Origin of the sequence: Aeribacillus sp. FSL K6-2848 (genome assembly GCF_038004325.1) — a bacterium.
GTDB classification, from domain to species: domain Bacteria; phylum Bacillota; class Bacilli; order Bacillales; family Aeribacillaceae; genus Aeribacillus; species Aeribacillus composti.
Genome location: NZ_JBBOQQ010000001.1, coordinates 2237941 through 2257472 on the forward strand (window position 1 = coordinate 2237941; position 19532 = coordinate 2257472).

Genomic DNA, 19532 nt, shown 5'->3' on the forward strand with positions numbered 1-19532 from the left:
TTATCCTTTTAATCTTTCTCTTAATACCATTTGTAAAATTCCGCCATGTCGGTAGTAATCAATTTCAACTTCACTGTCAAAGCGAACTAATACTTCAAACTCTTTTTTGTTTCCGTTCTCATCAGTTGCCGTTACTTTGATGTAATCGCGCGGTTTTACCGATTCATCAATGTGAACATCCAATACTTCTTTACCGGTTAAACCAAGTGTTTCCGCATTTTCGCCTTCTTTAAACTGAAGCGGAAGAACACCCATAAGAACAAGATTAGAACGGTGAATACGTTCGAAGCTTTCAGCGATAACCGTTTTGATTCCCAATAAGTTCGTTCCTTTAGCAGCCCAGTCGCGAGAGCTTCCCATTCCGTAATCTTTTCCTGCCAGTACAACAAGTCCTGTTCCGTCCTGTTTATATTTCATGCAAGCGTCATAAATAGACATTACTTCGCCTGTCGGCCAGTACGTTGTATATCCGCCTTCAGTTCCTGGTGCAATTTGGTTGCGAATGCGGATGTTTGCAAACGTACCTCTCATCATTACTTCGTGGTTTCCGCGTCTTGAACCGTAAGAGTTGAAATCTCTTGGCGATACACCTTTAGACAGCAAGTATTGGCCTGCAGGAGTATCTTTGCCAATCGCACCTGCTGGAGAAATGTGGTCTGTTGTGACAGAATCACCGAATTTTCCAACAACGCGAAGCCCTTTCAACGGTTCTACTTTACCAGGCTCAGGAGACAATCCTTCAAAGAATGGCGGATTTTGGATATAAGTAGACTCTTCGTCCCATTGATATAATGGCTCATCTGTTGTTTCAATGGCATTCCAGCGTTCGTTATCATCAAATACACGTTCATATTCTTTACGGAATAATTCTGGTGTAACAGTTTGTTTCACAACTTCATTAATTTCTTCCATTGAAGGCCAAATATCTTTAAAGTAAACATCGCTTCCGTTTTGATCCTTTCCGATTGGATCATTCAGTAAATCAATGTCAACAGTCCCTGCTAATGCATAAGCAACAACTAGAGGCGGTGAAGCTAAATAGTTACCTTTCACGAGCGGATGAATACGGCCTTCAAAGTTCCGGTTTCCGGAAAGAACAGATGTGACGAGCAAATCATTTTCAGCGATCGCTTTTTCAATTTCATCTGCAAGCGGTCCAGAGTTCCCGATACAAGTTGTACATCCGTAACCGACGAGGTTAAACCCTAATTTTTCAAGATAAGGCATTAAGCCAGAATTTTGAAGATAACCGGTTACAACTTTTGAACCAGGTGCCAATGATGTTTTTACATATTTCGGAACAGTCAATCCTTTTTCAACAGCTTTTTTTGCAACGAGACCAGCGCCTACTAAAACATATGGGTTTGACGTATTCGTACAGCTTGTAATCGCCGCAATAACGACTGCACCCGTTTTCATTGTTGTTTTTTCACCATTCGCAAATTCAACCGTTACTTCCTTATTAAGTTCTTCCGGCTGCAAGCCAAATCCTTGGTTTCCTTGCGGAGCTGTAAGAGCTCTATGAAATTCTTCTTTCATTTTTGAAAGAGGAATTAAATCTTGAGGACGCTTCGGACCGGAAAGATTTGCTTCAATTTGAGAAAGATCGATTTCAACTACATCCGTAAAAATAGGATCCTCTGCTTCAGGCGTGAAGAATAAACCGTTTTCTTTACAATATGTTTCCACTACTTTTACATGCTCTTCATCGCGACCAGTTAAACGCAAATATTCAAGCGATTCATTATCAACAGGGAAAAATCCGCATGTTGCTCCGTATTCAGGCGCCATATTCGCAATAGTAGCACGGTCAGCAAGCGGAAGCTTTGCAACACCAGGGCCGAAAAACTCCACAAATTTTCCTACCACGCCTTTTTGACGCAGTACTTGAGTTACTTTAAGGGCTAAATCTGTTGCTGTTGTTCCGTTAGGCAGCTCGCCAACAAGTCTTACTCCGATGACTTCAGGTACAGGGAAATAGGAAGGCTGTCCAAGCATTCCAGCTTCAGCTTCGATTCCGCCGACACCCCAACCTAAAACACCGAGTCCGTTAATCATGGTTGTATGGGAGTCTGTTCCAACTAACGTATCAGGATATGTTTCGTATTCTCCATTTTCACCTTCAACCGCATGGACAACGCTTGCTAAATATTCCAAGTTTACTTGGTGGACAATACCTGTTGCTGGCGGAACAGCACGGTAGTTGTCAAATGCTTTTTGAGCCCAATTTAAAAATTTATATCTTTCAGCATTTCGTTCGAATTCAAGATTCATGTTATATTGCAGCGCATCATCTGTTCCGGCACGATCCACTTGAACAGAATGGTCGATAACAAGATCAACAGGCTTTTCCGGATTGATTTTTTGTGGATCTCCGCCCATGTCAGCCATCGCTTTTCTTAATGAAGCTAAATCAACGACAGCAGGAACGCCGGTGAAGTCTTGCAAAATGACACGAGATGGTTTAAATGGAACATCCAAATTTTTAATTTCATCTGTTCCCCATTTCGCAAGGTTTTCAACATGTTCTTTTGTAATAACTCGTCCATCCACTTGGCGCAGGACTGATTCCAAAAGAACTTTGATTGAATAAGGCAAACGGGAAACTTGACCAATTCCTGCATCTTCTAGCGCTTTTAATGAATAGTAGTTGTACGTTTTTCCGTTAATTGAAAAGCTTTTTCTTGCACGGAAAACGTCATTTTTCTCTAACTGTTGCTGTGACATGTCATTTTATCCCCCTTTAAACGTAATTTCGACAAAAATGCCGAATATCTCCCCACTTTAAACATCACACATTTAAATCTTAATATACTTTTTATGATAAGTAAATATCAATGATGTTATCAATTATTATAAGAAATGCTTATTTCACTAAAAAATTTAAATATTTTCAGTATAATTTTTCTTGCTAATGAAAACGTTCGTATAAGAGAAAAAATAGTGAAAAACTACGGAAGCTCCGCCGCTTTCAAGTCTCATCCAAATTCACTTCCTGCACAATTCGATCTAAATCGCGCTTGTACTGTTCTAAATGCTTTCTCTGCGTTTCCGATGCAACTTCCAATGCATTTTGAATTTGTTCATACGCCTCATTAATTTCCTGGCGAAGATGCTTTAGCTGATGTCCATAATCAGAACTGTTTTTCGTTAGATTGACATGTACTTTATGAACTTCCACCATTCCTTGTTGCACTGCATCAAATGCTTGTTTTTTATTTTTATGGTACGGCAAATATAGCACTCCTTTCGTTTTTTTATCTTCTATAGTGTTTTTTTCAAGAAATCAATTTATTCTAAAATGAATGAATGATTTCAAAATCATTCAAACTAAACGACGAAAGATAACAATGCTATTCTTTACTATTAAATATTAAGGAGCGATGTATATGGCAAAAGATCAAGTACAAAATGATCAAAAACAAAACGTTCAAAATCGGAAGGGACAGCCAGAGCCGTTATCTGGATCGAAAAAAATAAAAAATCGAAATCATAGCCGCCAAAAACATAACTCGGAGCATGATTTATAAAAAAATGGGGATGTTTAATTGAAATGTCCCCAAGTAGACAGCGGAAATAATAAAAATGCTTTAAGCGGCTTGAGCTCTACATTCTAATGGGCTTAAGCCGTTTAATTTTTTTGATAACGTTCGTTATTATAAAACTGAATATTCCTTAATGGTCTGTTGTAACGCTTCAAACGTTTCATATCCCTCTTTCACATTATAAGGTTCGCCAAAAAGATTCCATTGGGTCGTTATCAATGCAACGTCCAACTCTTGACACTATGGTTTTTAAGCATATCATAAGTCTTTCTTCGGCTTATAGACGTCCCCTTTCATCTTATAGAAATGTTGAAATGATGTTTATGTTTTCAATGAGAATTTGACTTTCTGGACAGCAGCAGTTTCGATTTTTATACACGTCTTTTCTACATATTATGTCTTGCGAAAATCCTTCGTTTATGGTTTTTCTTTAACGACGAATTTTTAAGTTATATCTATTTTTCATTTAGAACAATGTTTTTATTAATAATAAAAAGTTGATGACAAATGATTGAAATGAAAGTGGAATCTATCATAAAATATAGTAAGGTGAAAATGGAAGCTTTTTTTTCAGCAAATGACAGATATTGATAATATAAAATTTTTAAGTCTGGAGGCTGTCATGAACGGGCGTTTATATGAAATGTTAATTTATCCTTCCAAATCAGGCGATATTAAAATCAGTATTTACCGTGATGCAGTTGAATACCAAGTTTTCGCGGAAATTAATGACTGCTTTTCTGTCGGCCGTCATAAAAAGAAATTAGAAGCTGTGAGACGTGCTGTAAAAGAATTGATAGATGCATATGAGTCGATTAATCCTTAACGGTTTTCATCAACTTCGCCGAAGTGCACGAATTAATGGAAATGTTAAGGCGATGGGGGTGATTTCATGCTTGAAGGCTGGTTTTTATGGTTTATTCTCATATGGGTTGTGTTTCTTATAACTATGTTATCGATTGGCGGCTTCTTCATGTTTCGCAAATTTTTGAAACGGCTGCCGAAAGAAGACGGAAAATCTGAACTTGATTGGGAAGAGTATTATATTCAACAGACTCGGCATTTATGGTCAGAGGAACAAAAGGCGTTGTTAGAAGAATTGGTTGCACCGGTTCCAGAGCTTTTCCGCGATGTTGCCAGACAAAAAATCGCAGCAAAAATCGGTCAACTGGCATTAGAAGAAAAAGCTCCATCTATTACGCAAGATTTAGTCATTCGAGGCTATATTATCGCAACTCCAAAACGGGACCATAAATTTTTAATTAAAAGACTAAAAGAAAAAAATATCGACTATTCCAAATATGAAGCACTCTTTTAAACAAAAACATAAGCCTTTCGGGGATTTGTCCCGAAAGGCTTATTTATATAGAATAAACGGTAACCTGCTTTAAACAGCCGGCAGCTATATGTATTTTTTACGTTCCGTTCAGTTGATTTTTCAGTTTTTTATACGAAATGAACATCGCAATTCTCCAAGGCACAATCATTCCAAAAGCCAGCAGCCAGAACATACCGCTTAATTCGCCAACATCGATAGACGCGCTTAAATAAGATTTTAGCAGAATTCGTACAACTAACAGACCAATCAAAATGTAAACAAAAGCTTTTGACCTTTTTAAATAGATTTCTTCTCCCCGAACTTCAAAAGTAGAGGTTTTTATTAAAAAAATCGAAAAAATCAGCCCGACTGTCAACGCCTCTAAAATTTCCATCGGCGTTATGCGGAATTGCGGAAATAAATACATAAGGGCTCCAGTGCTCATAAAGATCGGAGGCAAAATAATTTTTTTCGCTGTCGCCGGCTTTTTAGCAGCCTTTGTTCTGATCATAATTACGACAATGCCCATTAATACAGCCGTAATAGAAGACCAAATGACCATGCAGAACCATCCTTTTATTTTCAGCTTCTTTCTTTAATAATATTATAGAAAAAAAAGCAAAATGAAAAGGCTAATTCATAACTCTTTTGATGGCTTCCATCACACGATCTTCATCAAAAGGCTTTGTAATAAAATCGAGTGCTCCTGCTTCTATCGCTTCGATAACCATTTTTTGCTGTCCCATTGCCGAACATATAATGATTTTCGCATCCGGAAATTCCTGTTTAATTTTTGTAATAGCCTCAATGCCGTTCATTTTCGGCATTGTGATATCTGTGATTAATACATCTGGTTGTAATTGTTTGTATAATTGTACCGCTTCGATGCCGTTTTCCCCTTCTGCAACAACCTCAATACTATGCTTTTTCAAAATGTCCTTTAATGTCTCCCTTAAAAATTTCGCATCGTCAACGATCAATGCTTTCAAATTAATTCCACCTCAATTATCCTCGCAAACTAAATCCTTTGATATTATACTACTTTCTGTCACAAAAAAGTACCGAGAGGTTTAAAATATTGTCAAAAATCTCGTTTTTCTCTTAAATGACTAAAAATTAAAACCCGGTTGGTAAAAATATAAGAATTTTGTTCATCCAATTAATAATTTTAGTCATCCAATCAAAAAACAGCAGAATTCCCATGAAAATCATGAATATGCCTCCAATTTTCATGATTTTCACATTATGTTTTTTGATCCAATTCATCCGCCCGATGAAGAATGATAAAATAAAGAACGGTACTGCAAAGCCTAGCACATATGCTGTCATATACAGAACTCCAGAACTAGGATTTGTTGCCGCTAAACCGATTACTACCATAAGAATTGGGCCCGTACATGGAGTCCATCCAGCTGCAAACGCCATACCAATCAGAACAGATCCAAGAAATCCGGCTGGACGATTTTTGAATTCAATCCTTCTTTCCTTCATTAAAACATCAGGTTGAAAAACACCGAGAATAACAAGTCCAAAAAAGATAATGAGGATCGCTCCTATTTGTCTTATCAGATCTTGATAGTTCAAGAAAAAGTTTCCAATCAAGGATGTGCCGAATCCCATTGCGATAAAAATGGCAGAAAAACCAACTAAAAAAAAGAAAGTATGTAATAAGCTTCTTTTTTGCAGCATAGCGTTTTCAGTTTTCAACTCATTAACCGATACCCCAGTTATATACGATAAAAAAGCAGGATATAAAGGCAAGCTGCACGGAGAAATAAACGATAAAAAACCTGCTCCAAATGCTAAAAACACATTAATTTCCGACATTTTGCTGCTCCTTCCAAAAGATTTACCTCCATCCATTCTAACAGATCATTGAATAAATGTTTAAAAGAACGTTTGACATTTTCCGCACATTATTACAATGAACCTTCCTATCATGAATACCATATTCTTACAACTTCTTATAACGAAAAAAGAATTAATCTTACCTTGAGAAAGGAAAGACTAATTCTTACTTCACAATTCCGTATAAAACAACGCATATATTAAATAGTATAGATAAAAATTACATGATGTCAAAAAATATGATTGGTCATCATGAACTAATTTAATGAAAAATCATTCAATAATGCCTGAAACGAAATTATTTTAATTGATTTTGCATCGCTTTCATCATTTGATTGATTTTCTTCTGGGACGGTTTCATTCCCATTTGCATCAAAAACCTTGATATTTCAGGGTTTTAAGCATTTTTTCAAACCACTTTTTCTGTAAAGAAAAATATACCATATTTTCTGTTATTTGTCTATCAAATATTTTGAGAAATAGAAAAAAATGTGGTTTATCCTATCTCACATGTCAAAATAATCAATCCCGCTTTTGTATAATTGACATTCACAACTCTATAAGTATAACCTGCAACCTCATATTCATCATTAACTGTAATTTTTCAAGTAAATAAAAAGTTGCACTTGTTTAGTACAGCCCACCTATTCATCATCCTCAACAATACTTTCCCAATCCATATCAACATCATGAACTTTTAAAGTTACTACTTCCCCATTGCTTGTTTTAATTGATATTTCATCTATCTCAATATTAAACGAATTAAGCTTTGTTATGATTTCCGCAATTGCTTCGTTTTCTGATCCAGCATTAATCAATTTTGAAACAGCAAACGATAAAGTGCCTTGAGCCAAATATTTTTTTAATTTCTCATTAACTTTAATCATTTTACATTCTCCTCTCAAATAGATGTTAAATTTTTTATTTTACCGAACTTAAATTTTTTCTTTCTGTTATAACTAAAGAAACATTACTTTTTTACCATACCTAATTTCTTCTGAACTGTAACCAATCCGACCAACAATAAATAACGTTGTTGTTTTGTTAATCGTAACCAATCTTTGCTTGCTATGATCATTCATTACCCTCCTTATCAAAAAATGTACTATATAGTGTTCATTTTGCATATTGTAGTGTTAATTAAATATTGCACACTATAATGTGCATTGTCAACACTATAATTGCCAAAATAAACAATTTAATATACAGTAGATGAGCAAAATCACTAACATAAATTTACATCGAAACAAAAAAGGAGACATGAACCCGATTCCTTGGTTAGAATAGATGTGCCAACAAACCATTCACACAAGGAGGTTCATGTCTCATGAATAGATTAGCACATCATCAAGGAATCCACAAGTTTTTCACGATGTTGGGGTTGGCACTTTATTTTTCAAAACCTGTCATGAAGCATCTCGTTCATATCGTGGATGCGATGATCACGAAAGGCTTTTCTGGAACGTTGACCGATCTTCATCATTGGAGCTTTCACCCCAATCATCGAACGACACTCAGCCATTTTTTCACGAAAAGCCCTTGGGATGAAGAGACGCTGCTTGGCAAACTCCAGCAATGGATGCTTCATCGTGTCGAACGGATCGCCAAACAGAAAAATCAACCCCTTTTTGTTTCGATCGATGATACGATTTGCCAAAAAATCAAGCCTTCGTCACGGGCAACGCACGCCATTCAAGGGTGTGATTGGCACTATTCTCACACAGAGAAAAAGTCGATCTGGGGACATTCTCTTGTTTGGCTCATGGTTCATACGATGACCCAGGCTTTTCCCTTTGCGTTCCGCCTCTACGACAAGGCGGCTGGGAAAAGCAAGGGGGAACTCGCGATCGAGATGCTTTCTTCTTTGGATGTACGCCGTCCCGTTTATGTGCTGATGGATTCGTGGTATCCATCGCAAGCGCTCGTGGAAGCCTGTCTGAAAAAAGGATTTCACGTCATCGCGATGCTCAAAACGAACCGGATTCTCTATCCGAAAGGCATCGCCATCCAAGCCAAACAGTTTGCCCGCTATATCGAACCGAACGACACCCATCTCGTCACGGTGGGAGAAGAGCGTTATCGCGTGTATCGCTACGAGGGATCGCTGAAAGGTCTCGATGATGCCGTTGTGTTGTTGGCTTGGAAAGCCGATCAGCCGATGACACCCGAACATCTTCACTGCGTCTTGAGCACCGACCGGGAGCTAAGCGATGAAGAGATCTTGCGCTACTATGCCCAACGTTGGTCGATCGAATGCTTTTTTCGACAAGCGAAAGACCAGCTGAAGCTCGATGGGTACCGTGTTCGTCATCGTCGGGCGGTGAAACGGTATTGGATCTTGGTGCAACTCGCTTATGTGTACAGTATGGTCGAGTCCAACCGGGATTTCTCTACTGGGCTTGATCTTCTCCGAACGAAGAAAGGGCATAGTCTCGTCGAGTTCATTTACCATGCAGCGAAGCAAGATATTCCCATTGATGTTGTCAAAAAACAGCTCCATGTGGCATAAGGGGTACCCTGTTTGTCTCTTTTGGTATGGTAATTATTGTTATGAAAATTGCTCATCTACAGTAATATATAATTTTCACTAGCAAGGAGGATTAATTATGATAAAAGTACATTTATCACGGATCATGGGAGAAAAAAAACTGAAAATAGCTGATGTGGCAAGAATGACAGGGTTGCATCGGAATGGAATTGCAAAGCTATACAATGAGGAAACTGATGGAATAAAGTTTGATACTTTAGACAAGTTATGTAAAACTTTGGATTGCAAAGTTGAGGATCTTATTGAATATATTGATGATGAAAAAGACCACTCGAAATGAGTGGTCTTAATTATTAATGCTATTGTCCATGTTAATATTCATAAACGGTTACCTTTTTGAACGAAATTCTTTTTAATTTCGATCTCCTAGATATTCCTGTTGGATTTTTTCTAATTTACCTGTTTCTTTAAACTTTAAGATCGTATCATTGAAAAATTTTAAAAGTTCTGTATCTTTTTTTCTTACTGCCATTGCATAGCTTTTCTTCGGTACAAACTCTTCTCCATTAGGGAGATATATAGCTCCCGTAAAATATGTATACGTCTTAGTTAAATCTGTTTCTACGAGGTTATCAATACCAGGCACAACATCAACATCTCCACGTTTTAAAGCAATAATCACATCGTCAAATGTAGGAAATTCTCTTAGTTCAACTGGAATATTATTTGATTGAGCCATTTCTTTTATTACTGCGATATTAAAGTCTCGATATACTTTTAAATCGTTTGTCCATTCTGTCTGAACGGGAACAATAATTTTATCTATATCGTACTTTGCCTTGTTTTCAATTTTACTTTGCACTTGTTGCTCTTCCTTTGTTTTATTTTCTTCAACAGTTTTTTCTGAACTGCAACCTATCATACTTATAAATGAGCATTTTGCAAAATTAGATTTTTTGGATAAAAGTATAAAAAATAAAGCACTCGACAAATAGCTACCAGCATGTTATTTTACAAAATATTACAATAATCTTGTTTTCGGGCATACCTACAGAATTTTTCACATTGAATTTTTTTAAGCGGCTTTCTTCCCTTTATTTTCCTTTGCCATCGCTAGCGCTGAAACAAGTAATACAATAGCGTTCAGGTAAATATGGGTCTTTACTTTTTCAATTCCCCATACATGTAGGGAGTTCGCCGTAAGGTAGCTTTTCATTCTTGAATTACAGCGTTCTACACTTGTCCTCTCGTTGTAAAGCTCTTTCCAACGTTTTGTATCACGGTGCGGATTGGAATATCGGCGCACATCCTTTTTGATGTCGACTTTTACCACCATTCCATAGTTGGAAGATGAACAGGCTGCCATTCCTAATGGGCAATCCACTTTGCCGGTTGCGTGAGGACATCTGAACTTGAGCTGGTCCTTATCAGCTCCCCAATAAGTCATTTCATAACCCATGGAACAACGCGGAGTTCCATTGGAAGAAATCCCTTCAGGAGGCTCTTTTTCGTTGCGCAAATTGAGCGGGATAATGGCTTGCGCTCCAATGTTTTTGGCTGATTCATAGTTTTTTAGTTGGTCATATCCGCCATCCATGATCAGAAATTCAATTTTGGATTTGGTACGCTCTGCCACTTGCTCTATTAATTCTGGTGCGACTTCTCCATCGTTCACATGGGCAGGGGTTACTTTTATGGCTATTGGCAGTTCGCTTGCGGTATCGACTGAAAGATGCATCTTATAGCCAAACCAGGTAATTTTATTGCCGAAGGAATCATATTTTGCGCCCCAATTGGCATTACCCGTTTGTTCACTACGCTTTTTGGGCTGTTTCTTTTCATAGGCATCAATGGCGGCACTGTCGATGGCCTGGTGGCTGCCGTCAATTATTCCTTCCTCCTGAGCTAACTGTACCAAGTCAAGGAAGATCTTTTCAGCCAGCTTTTTTTTGGTAAGTGCCGCAAAAACCCGGCTGAGAGTGGAGATAGACGGTGCGGGGCGATCAATCGATAAACCGCATTGATAACGGAAACGAAGGTCTTTATCCAATCGATGATGAAGGGCGGTAAAGGTGTCGATGCCTTCGAGTGGGGCAGCGATGAGAGCCCTTAGAATCCCTTCTCTGGAATGACCGTCAGCCCCTTGGGGTGAAGAACTTCTCAACTGTTTAGCATAAGGGCGTAAATCAAGCGAGCTAAAAAAGATAGGTAATTTCTCTTTTGACTCTAATTTTTGCAGTTCTTCAAAGGAAAATAGGCTTTCTTGTAGAATATACAAAGTGACTTCCTCCTTTTGAATTTTTGTGGTTTCGTCACTTCAAAAATTCTACATTTTAGGGGTGAAGTCCTTTTTTATGTCTTTGAAATCCTTATGGCTCTTGGGTCAAAAAATATGCAAAATGCTCAAATACCAAACAAAATATTGTTAAAAGCAAATTTTTTTTCAAACTTAATCACCTCTTTACGAAATTTTCCTACTAATTGAGCATTTTGCAAAATTAGATTTTTATTAAAAAGAGTTTTAAAAGAAACCCAAATAAATTGGGGTATTTTGTATCTTTGGTTTACAAATATTCTGTTTGTCCTTTTTTGGGCGTACTTGCAGAATTTTTCGCTTTAAAAATTTTTTAAGCGGTTTGTTGCTTTTTACTCTCTTTTGCCATTGCGAGAGCTGAAACCAGTAATACGATGGCGTTCAAGTAAATATGAGTTTTTACTTTATCGATTCCCCACACATGCAGGGAGTTCGCTGTAAGATAACTTTTCATTCTTGAATTGCACCGTTCTACACTGGTTCGCTCATTGTAAAGTTCTTTCCAACGTTTGGAATCGCGGTGTGGATTAGAGTACCGGCGAAGATCCTTATTCACGTTAATTTTTACTACCATTCCATAGTTGGAGGATGAACAGGCTGCCATTCCTAATGGGCAATCCACTTTTCCGGTTGCGTGTGGACATCTGAATTTGAGCTGGTCCTTATTGGCTCCCCAATAAGTCATTTCGTACCCCATAGAACAGCGTGGGGTTCCATTGGAGGCAATTCCTTCGGGAGTCATTTTCATTACGCAAATTGAGTGGAATAATAGCTTGAGCCCCAATGTTCTTGGCGGATTCGTAGTTTTTAAGCTGGTCGTACCCACCATCCATTATCAGGAAATCAATTTTAGAGTTTGTACAACTCTTTACTTGTTCAATTAATTGTGGTGCGACATCCCCATCGTTGATATGAGCAGGGGTTACTTCAATCGCCATTGGTAATTCACTTTTGGTGTCAACGGAAAGATGCATCTTATAGCCAAACCAAGTAATTTTATTACCGAAGGAATCAAACTTTGCCCCCCAATTGGCGTTGCCTGTTTGTTCACTTCGCTTCTTAGGCTGCTTCTTTTCGTAAGCATCAATGGCGGCACTGTCGATAGCCTGATGTTTTCCATCAATTACTCCTTCCTCTTGAGCTAACTGGACGAGATCTTGAAAGATTCTTTTCACGAGTCCAGTTTTGGTTAGTGAAGAAAATACTCGGCTAAGAGTAGAGATGGATGGTGCAGGCCTGCTAATATCTAAACCACATTGGTAACGAAAACGCAGGTCATTTTTCAATCGATTGTGAAGAGAAGTAAAAGTATCAATACCTTCTAATGGGGCAGCGATAAGAGCCCTTAATATCCCTTCTTTGGAATGTCCTTCAGCCCCTTGGGGTGAAGAACTTTTCAATTGTTTAGCATAAGGACGCAAATCTAGAGCACTAAAAAAGATCGGTAATTTCTCTTTTGACTCTAAAATTTGCAATTCTTCAAAGGAAAATAGACTTTCTTGTAGAATATACAAAGTGACTTCCTCCTTGTGGATTTTTGTGGTTTGGTCACTTCAAAATTCTACAAATAAGGGGTGAAGTCCTTTTTTATGCTTTAGAAAACCTTATGGCTCTTGGGTTGAAAAATGTGCAAAATGCTCACTAATTATAACATTACTATGTGAACCAAAAAAGGAACGGTAACTTACCGTCCCTTATGAGCGTAATTTTAGTCCATTTACTTGGACAATACGAAATGGATAATCTTTTTACATTAACTCTTTTTATTTATAACTGTATTTTTTATTTTGGACGAAGAAAAAAATGAAACGAGTGGAATTATTTTAAATGGTGATGAGTGATGAAAAAATACAGGTTCATCACCAAAAGATGTACTTGATTTTTACGTTAAAATGTGATAGAGGTCTCTAGACGGACACGCAAAGTAAAACGCTGGATATTTCGATACCCATATCCTCGCCTTTTGATCAATTTTATTTTGTTGTTGATTCCTTCCATTGGACCATTTGAGTAAGAAAAAACGATGCAAGAAAGCACTGCGTCTCTTCGGGTGATGAGTGCCTTGGCAATACTGCGTACGGCGGCACAGTCGCTAAAAAGGTACCGGTCAAACCATTGGGTCAAACGAGTTTCGGCTTGCTTTCTTGTTTGGCTTTTGGATACGTAACGGAAATGTTGAAGTGCTTGATAGACATCACGTAAATAAGCACTTTCTTGGCACCATTGTCGAACTTCCTGTCTCTCTTCTTCTGTTAATTTTTCTGGACGTTGGCTTAACAATCGGCACACGCGGCGAACGCTTCCATGTTTGGTTCCGCCTTTGGCAAGGTATTTGCGACAACGTTCCAGTGCATCGGTGAATAACTGAATCACATGGAAGTGGTCAAGAACATGGATGGCTTTTGGACATACCTTTTCAATGGCTTTTCTCATGGCAGGAGCCAAGTCGCTGACAACATACTTCACTTTGGAGGCGACGGGTTGAAGCGCCTCCACAATGGCTTCTTCATTTTTTCCAGAAGCAATGGAAAGGACATTCCGAGTCTGTGTATCCATCACCGCTACTCCGTAATCATGTCCCTTTCGGAAAGCGAATTCATCCACACATACTACTGTAGGATTCGATGTTGGTAAAAGAGCCGGGGCATATTGATAAAACCAGCGTTCTACTGTCGTATAGGCGAGTTGTAACAAGCGAGCGACTTCTTGAATCGTTTTTCCGATGCATAACTGGGCGACCCAATGTTGAAACGATTCCGTCGCGATACTGTGAGACGGAAGTCCCGGATAAGAAACGGTGAACGTCAGAAAACAGGCTTGGCAACGCCGTCTTTCTATGGGAAGTTCAATCCAAAATAAACCGACCGTATTGGTATAGCCATGAATCCATTGTTTTCGTTTCGATGATATTTTGGTTGTCCGTCCGAAGCAAGTCGGGCAGATCGGACAATGAGGAGGGAGGGAAAGTTCAAAAATCCATCGTTCTCCCTCTTTTCGTTCTCCATGAATAAGAAAGCCTGGTAAAGTGATCAAATCTTTGATAAACTGAGATTGCATGCGAAATTTCCTCCATGGTTGATGGTTTGGTCACCTTTACCATACAGGAAATTTCGCATTTTTTGTACCCTTGATCAGAAAACAACCTGATTGTCAAGTACATTTTGTGGTGAAGAGCCAAAATACAAACTGAAAAGCAATATTTGGGAACTAATTGAAAAGAGTGGATTGCGGAATGATTACATACGAAAACACGTAAATGTGCAACAAAAACAGCTTTGGAATTGAAAAAATGGAGTAAGTTTCCCGCCTTTGGAGAAAGCCTTTATTTTAGCGAAAATTGTAGGGTGTAAAGTGGACGATCTTGCGGAGCTGGTTGAGGTAGAAGAGGAAGAATAAACTTTTATGAGTAGACTTCAATCCTAATGTTGTACAGTACAATAATAAAGGAGTAAGTATATGAAGTTACTTTTGCCATTCATGATACTGATAGGCGTTGTACTAGGCTTTTGTTTAATAAATTTAATTAATATGAAGTTATTATTACCCTTCATGACATTAATTGGTGTTGTATTAGGTTTTTGTTTAAATTTAATCAAAGATTATATTCAAAATAAGCCTAAAATCAGAACTGGGATCAATGAGTCATCTGGAAAATTTAATTACTATAAAAATTTTGTAAATGAAAATGGTTTTGACGTAGAAAAGATAGCAACTCCCGATGAAGCTTCATTTTTAGAATTAAAAATAAAAATTGACGTTTATAATATTGGAAAATCCGATACTGCTATTAAAGATTTAATGATTGACGCAACAGCTAACAATACTACAATGAGTTTTAAACCTGAATTAAAGATTAATGGAGAAACCAACAAAGACTACACATTTAATGTAAAAAGTGGGAGTATTACTACTTTGGACTTACACTTAAAGATTCACAAAGATGAAGATACCGAATATCTATTTAATTTAATAAAAATGTAACATTGTTCCCAGATGAAAAAGAATGTTTGTTATTTACCGTAGTAAGGTACTGTCAAGAATTTTGTGTAATGTAAGATAGATAGGGTATCTCTGAAATGGATTTAGAATAGAGAGGGATATTTCCTCCACACAGGAGACTGAATATTCAGTCTCCTGTGTGGAAAGGGAGAATTCCCTTATTTTGTTTATTTACAATATTTGGTTAACAATAACGTTCTTCAAACATTCGTTGAAGGGCTTCATGCGCTTCGGCAAATCCTCGCAACTTTCGCCCTGCCCATTTCTCATTAAAATCTTGAACAGTCAAATACACGACTTTTTCCGCGGCTTCTAAACTGTTCAAACTGTTCATCGGCTTTAGGCGTTTCCGAATCTCCTTGATCGTTCGTTCGATGGCATTGGTCGTGTAAATCACACTTCGAATACTGTTTGGATAATCCATAAATGTAAGGAGGACATCCAACTCATTTGCCCAAGATTGAACTTCTCTTGGATATTTGCTGGACCATTTTGATTCAAACTGTTGAAACATCTCCAGTGCAATTTTTTTATTCGGAGATCGATAAATGAGTTTCAAATCTTCCGCCATTTCGAATTGGTCTTTTTTCCGAACACGACTAAGTGTGTTACGGACTTTGTGAACGACACAACGCTGCACATCGGCTTTCGGATAAACCGCCTTAAAGGCTTCCTCTAAACCCGGTAGTCCATCGAATACGCCCAGAAGCACTTCCTTGACGCCTCTTTGGTAGAGATTTTGAAGAATTTCCTGCCATACATAGGCACTTTCTTGTCCTCCTACAAAGAAATCAAGAATTTCACGATATCCTTCTTCATTCACACCTAACACCACATAAATGACTTCTTTCTCAACGGTTTCACGACGAAGTTTTACGTATAAACCATCCAAATATAAGACGGAATAACGCTTATGTAGAGGACGAGTGTGCCATTTCTCGATGTCTTCCTTCACGACATCGGTAATATGACTAATCGTTGTTGGTGAGTAGGCATTTCCTAAAATTCGTTCAATAAACTTACCAATTTCCCGCGTACTCATGCCACTTTGATACATTTTGATGACGGCTTCCTTGAGCCAGCCAGTATGACGTTGGTAAGGGGCAAACAGCTGCGTTTGAAATTCCCCATTTCGATCTCTTGGGACCAAAAGACCTTCAATCCGGCCATATTGCGTATCTAGATTTCGTTGATAATAACCGTTTCTCATATTCGACGTTCCAGCCTGTTCAATTTCGAGGAAACTTTTCATTTCTTCTCGCATGATCAGTTCTAATTTTTCCTTTACAAACTGACGAATAACACTTTCCAGTTGATTTGCCCAGTCTACATTCGGTATACTTTTAGACATAGGTAGGGTTCTCCTTTCTCTGGAATGTGTTTTTGTCCAAATCAGAGAATACCCTACCTTTTTTCTTTTGGTCTAGCAAAATGCTTTACACAAAATTTTATACATCATCTTTGGTTAAAAAATCTGACATTATTTTTTATTATTAAAGCAAATTATCCCTCTGAAGAAAAGAAATAGCAAAGGTTTTCCTGTATAACTAGCACCTAGTTTTACAAAGAAAGCTAAAAAACATGAAGAATTCGAAAACCCAATGTATAAATTGCACTTTAACACAAAAGAAAAAACCCTGATTTTTATAACAACATATAAATTAGTACCTGTTAAACATTTTTCGTTTAAGGTGGCGTGTTAGAATCCTCGTTGTCTCTTATATAAGATTTCCAGTATAATATCATGAGTAAAATAGAGGTATAACAGGTGTAAAATTAATGTATTCACCAAAAGGCAGGGTCAATCCCTGCTTTAAATTCGCTTCACGCGACCATTGAATTTTCTTTCCAGTAGCCTTTAGACATGTCCGCAATCGCTACACCTGTGCTTGTTTGCGTTCCGATAAATTTTCCATCACCGACATAAATGCCGACATGTCCATCTTTTTTATAAGTGTCAAAGAACACAAGATCACCCGTCTTCATTTTACTAGGCGGAACCGGAATTATCCGGATTTCCGCAAAATATACTTTTACAATTTTTGCAAAAAACTTAAAACTATTTATTATTGAATCAGAGAAAGATCTAAATCTGATCCTTTCCTTTTAACTCAGATAAATATTTTTCTACAGCTTCCTCAATAAGCAAATAAACATTCTTCTCCTGTAAGATCGACTGCATTTTCAGTTCTTTATGTAAATCCGTGCGTAAGTCAAAAGATACCCGTTTTCTTTCCACCTTTCTTTCTTCCTTTCTTCTTTGGTTGTTTTCTTCGTTCGTATCAACGTTACTTTCTTCCCCAACTACTTCTGTTAATATATGGGTAGGAGTTATTTGTTTCTGTTGGCGTTTCATGTTTTTAATGTCATTCACCTTTGACACGTTTCATCAACTCCTTATAGAAATTCTCATATTGTTCTAATGCCTGTTTTAGCTCTGCATTTTGGTAGAATCCATATAGAGATAGTCTACCTATCGGTGCTTTTCGTGTGATAATGGTTTTGAATACTTCATCCGGATAATCTTCCTCAATCATTTCATTAAAAGCCTTTGCATCACTGCGTCTGACATCATTCATCGTCCGTAAAATACCGATTACCTTTGTTCCCCGCTTTCCAAAATCTCTTGCACCATTTACAGAGTCCATGAAATTAGGAATAGCAGAGTAACACCAGTTGGAGCATTCAAATAAAACAACGACATATTCACTGGCACATAATGCATTCGTTGTCTGTTCACTTAATGATGGTGGAGTATCGATGACAATGAAATCATATTCCCCTCTTACTTGATCCAATACATGATCTAAAATTAAGCTAGGATTTCCACGAAACGGAACGGTTTCCCCTCGATATGTTTTTCCTGTATAAATCCAACGAGGAAAGGTTGCTAAAAAGTTATTGGCAGGAAGTAAGTCTAAATTTTCCCCAATCGGCACAATGTATTCTTTTACATCACCCTGCTGCATCGCTTCCAATACAGACTTCCCTATAAATTCATTTGAAGGTTTTTTAGATAATAACTCTGTCAGGTTTCCTTGTGAGTCCATATCTATTGCAAGTACCTTGTATCCGTCTTGATTTAACAAATACGATAAAATCCCTGTTGTTGTGGATTTGCCACATCCACCTTTTTGAATCCCCATTGTAATAGTGATTGCCATCCTTTACATCCTCCTTTCTTCCAAGGTTCTTTTCTTTTTTTCTTGTTTCTTTTGTTCGTTCTTATCATCACTATTTAATTGAATTCGACAAGATCAGTAAAACACCTTTTTAAACCAAAACAATAAAGGAAGCAAAAAGCTCCCCTTCTTACTCTAAAAACATTACAGAGTAATATACATGTAATGCAATGAAACAATTAATCGCCTATCGGCGAAGCCGAAACAGAAAGTGAACCACCTTCGGAACTTCACTTTCCGTTTCGGTTAAAATGGAATTCACGTATCGGAAATTAAAAAGGATGAAATCATAACAATTTATCATTTTTCCGCATAAGTACTTTCATGACAAAAGGTTAATCTTCCGAACGTTGACATGATGGAATCAAGTTTTGAATCATTTTTCTTTATGATAAGTGATCCCTTTACATCTTCCTTCTTCCAACGTTCTTTTCTTCTTTTCTTGGTTCTTTTGTTCATTCTTAACATCACTAATTAAATGAATTCGACATGATAAGTAAAACACCTTTTTAAACCAAAACCATAAAGGGAGCATAAAGCTTCCCTTCTTACTGTTGTGCAAATTCTTCACACCCGAACACTTATTTTTTTATATAGGGGCGTTTTAGGATCTGGTACGAAAATAACGTAAGTATGTCCAAGTTTGCAGATTTTTTGCACCAGAACTTTATATCCGATATATATAAACTCATTAAAAAAGGTAAACGTAAGATATATTCCTAAGCTTCTGCCCAGCACGCTAACAAACTTTGTTAGAATTTCGGCAACACCTCCACGGCATCGGCAAGATCACTGTATCTTTCTTTCAAATACCGTGATGTCGTGACGATATTGCTGT

Annotated in this window: 18 protein-coding genes and 3 pseudogenes; 6 read left to right on the forward strand and 15 right to left on the reverse strand. The window is 37.5% G+C overall.

The window, feature by feature from the left end:
- Together acnA and NSS70_RS10825 are read right to left on the reverse strand one after the other, a co-directional pair.
- Nucleotides 1–2727, reverse strand: coding sequence for an aconitate hydratase AcnA (acnA, locus tag NSS70_RS10820; RefSeq protein ID WP_063387692.1), 2727 nt, complete (start codon nt 2725–2727; stop codon nt 1–3).
- 244 nt (nt 2728–2971) lie between these two features.
- Nucleotides 2972–3235: a hypothetical protein gene (locus tag NSS70_RS10825; RefSeq protein ID WP_063387693.1), complete on the reverse strand. Its 264-nt coding sequence runs from the start codon at nt 3233–3235 to the stop codon at nt 2972–2974.
- Between the two features lie 154 nt (nt 3236–3389).
- Here NSS70_RS10825 and NSS70_RS10830 point away from each other — a divergent pair, with 154 nt between their 5' ends.
- From NSS70_RS10830 to NSS70_RS10840, 3 genes are all read left to right on the forward strand, one after another.
- Nucleotides 3390–3530, forward strand: a complete 141-nt coding sequence (locus NSS70_RS10830) for a small acid-soluble spore protein P (protein WP_063387694.1) — start codon at nt 3390–3392, stop codon at nt 3528–3530.
- Nucleotides 3531–4167: 637 nt separating this feature from the next.
- Nucleotides 4168–4371, forward strand: coding sequence for a hypothetical protein (locus NSS70_RS10835; RefSeq protein WP_311066131.1), 204 nt, complete (start codon nt 4168–4170; stop codon nt 4369–4371).
- A 66-nt stretch (nt 4372–4437) separates the two neighbouring features.
- Nucleotides 4438–4863, forward strand: a complete 426-nt coding sequence (locus tag NSS70_RS10840) for a DUF2621 domain-containing protein (protein WP_063387696.1) — start codon at nt 4438–4440, stop codon at nt 4861–4863.
- Between the two features lie 97 nt (nt 4864–4960).
- Here NSS70_RS10840 and NSS70_RS10845 read toward each other — a convergent pair whose 3' ends face one another.
- From NSS70_RS10845 to NSS70_RS10865, 5 genes and pseudogenes are all read right to left on the reverse strand, one after another.
- Complete coding sequence (locus NSS70_RS10845; protein ID WP_063387697.1) at nt 4961–5425, reverse strand: CcdC family protein; 465 nt, start codon at nt 5423–5425, stop codon at nt 4961–4963.
- A gap of 70 nt (nt 5426–5495) precedes the next feature.
- Nucleotides 5496–5852 (reverse strand): response regulator, encoded by a 357-nt coding sequence (locus tag NSS70_RS10850; protein ID WP_063387698.1) that lies wholly within the window; start codon nt 5850–5852, stop codon nt 5496–5498.
- A gap of 127 nt (nt 5853–5979) precedes the next feature.
- Entirely contained in the window at nt 5980–6690 is a 711-nt protein-coding gene (locus NSS70_RS10855) for a cytochrome c biogenesis CcdA family protein (protein ID WP_066251214.1), read from the reverse strand.
- A gap of 319 nt (nt 6691–7009) precedes the next feature.
- Nucleotides 7010–7090 (reverse strand): annotated as a pseudogene (locus NSS70_RS10860) (YneF family protein); the annotation flags it as partial.
- Nucleotides 7091–7355: 265 nt separating this feature from the next.
- Nucleotides 7356–7598: a hypothetical protein gene (locus tag NSS70_RS10865; protein WP_339211578.1), complete on the reverse strand. Its 243-nt coding sequence runs from the start codon at nt 7596–7598 to the stop codon at nt 7356–7358.
- Nucleotides 7599–8038: 440 nt separating this feature from the next.
- Here NSS70_RS10865 and NSS70_RS10870 point away from each other — a divergent pair, with 440 nt between their 5' ends.
- Nucleotides 8039–9220: an IS701 family transposase gene (locus tag NSS70_RS10870; RefSeq protein WP_339197155.1), complete on the forward strand. Its 1182-nt coding sequence runs from the start codon at nt 8039–8041 to the stop codon at nt 9218–9220.
- Between the two features lie 97 nt (nt 9221–9317).
- Nucleotides 9318–9539 (forward strand): helix-turn-helix domain-containing protein, encoded by a 222-nt coding sequence (locus NSS70_RS10875; RefSeq protein ID WP_339211580.1) that lies wholly within the window; start codon nt 9318–9320, stop codon nt 9537–9539.
- A 72-nt stretch (nt 9540–9611) separates the two neighbouring features.
- Here NSS70_RS10875 and NSS70_RS10880 read toward each other — a convergent pair whose 3' ends face one another.
- From NSS70_RS10880 to NSS70_RS10895, 4 genes and pseudogenes are all read right to left on the reverse strand, one after another.
- Complete coding sequence (locus NSS70_RS10880; RefSeq protein ID WP_340881557.1) at nt 9612–10190, reverse strand: substrate-binding periplasmic protein; 579 nt, start codon at nt 10188–10190, stop codon at nt 9612–9614.
- A gap of 84 nt (nt 10191–10274) precedes the next feature.
- A complete protein-coding gene (locus tag NSS70_RS10885) occupies nt 10275–11477 on the reverse strand; it encodes a transposase (protein WP_340732215.1) in 1203 nt (400 codons plus the stop codon).
- Nucleotides 11478–11826: 349 nt separating this feature from the next.
- A pseudogene (locus NSS70_RS10890) lies at nt 11827–13027 on the reverse strand (transposase).
- Between the two features lie 373 nt (nt 13028–13400).
- Nucleotides 13401–14570: an ISL3 family transposase gene (locus NSS70_RS10895; protein WP_021292746.1), complete on the reverse strand. Its 1170-nt coding sequence runs from the start codon at nt 14568–14570 to the stop codon at nt 13401–13403.
- Between the two features lie 399 nt (nt 14571–14969).
- Between NSS70_RS10895 and NSS70_RS10900 the strand changes: the two genes are divergently transcribed.
- Complete coding sequence (locus tag NSS70_RS10900; RefSeq protein WP_339209805.1) at nt 14970–15494, forward strand: hypothetical protein; 525 nt, start codon at nt 14970–14972, stop codon at nt 15492–15494.
- A gap of 202 nt (nt 15495–15696) precedes the next feature.
- Here the strand turns inward: NSS70_RS10900 and NSS70_RS10905 are convergent, their stop codons facing one another.
- The 4 genes and pseudogenes from NSS70_RS10905 to NSS70_RS10920 form a co-directional block, all read right to left on the reverse strand.
- Complete coding sequence (locus NSS70_RS10905) at nt 15697–16863, reverse strand: IS256 family transposase (protein ID WP_340881559.1); 1167 nt, start codon at nt 16861–16863, stop codon at nt 15697–15699.
- Between the two features lie 462 nt (nt 16864–17325).
- Nucleotides 17326–17498, reverse strand: a pseudogene (locus NSS70_RS10910) (NlpC/P60 family protein); the annotation flags it as partial.
- Between the two features lie 100 nt (nt 17499–17598).
- On the reverse strand, nt 17599–17895 hold the full coding sequence (locus NSS70_RS10915) for a hypothetical protein (protein ID WP_339209807.1): 297 nt from the start codon (nt 17893–17895) through the stop codon (nt 17599–17601).
- On the reverse strand, nt 17879–18676 hold the full coding sequence (locus NSS70_RS10920; RefSeq protein WP_339209808.1) for a ParA family protein: 798 nt from the start codon (nt 18674–18676) through the stop codon (nt 17879–17881). The genes NSS70_RS10915 and NSS70_RS10920 overlap by 17 nt, the downstream gene beginning before the upstream one ends.
- Nucleotides 18677–19532: the final 856 nt, after the last annotated feature.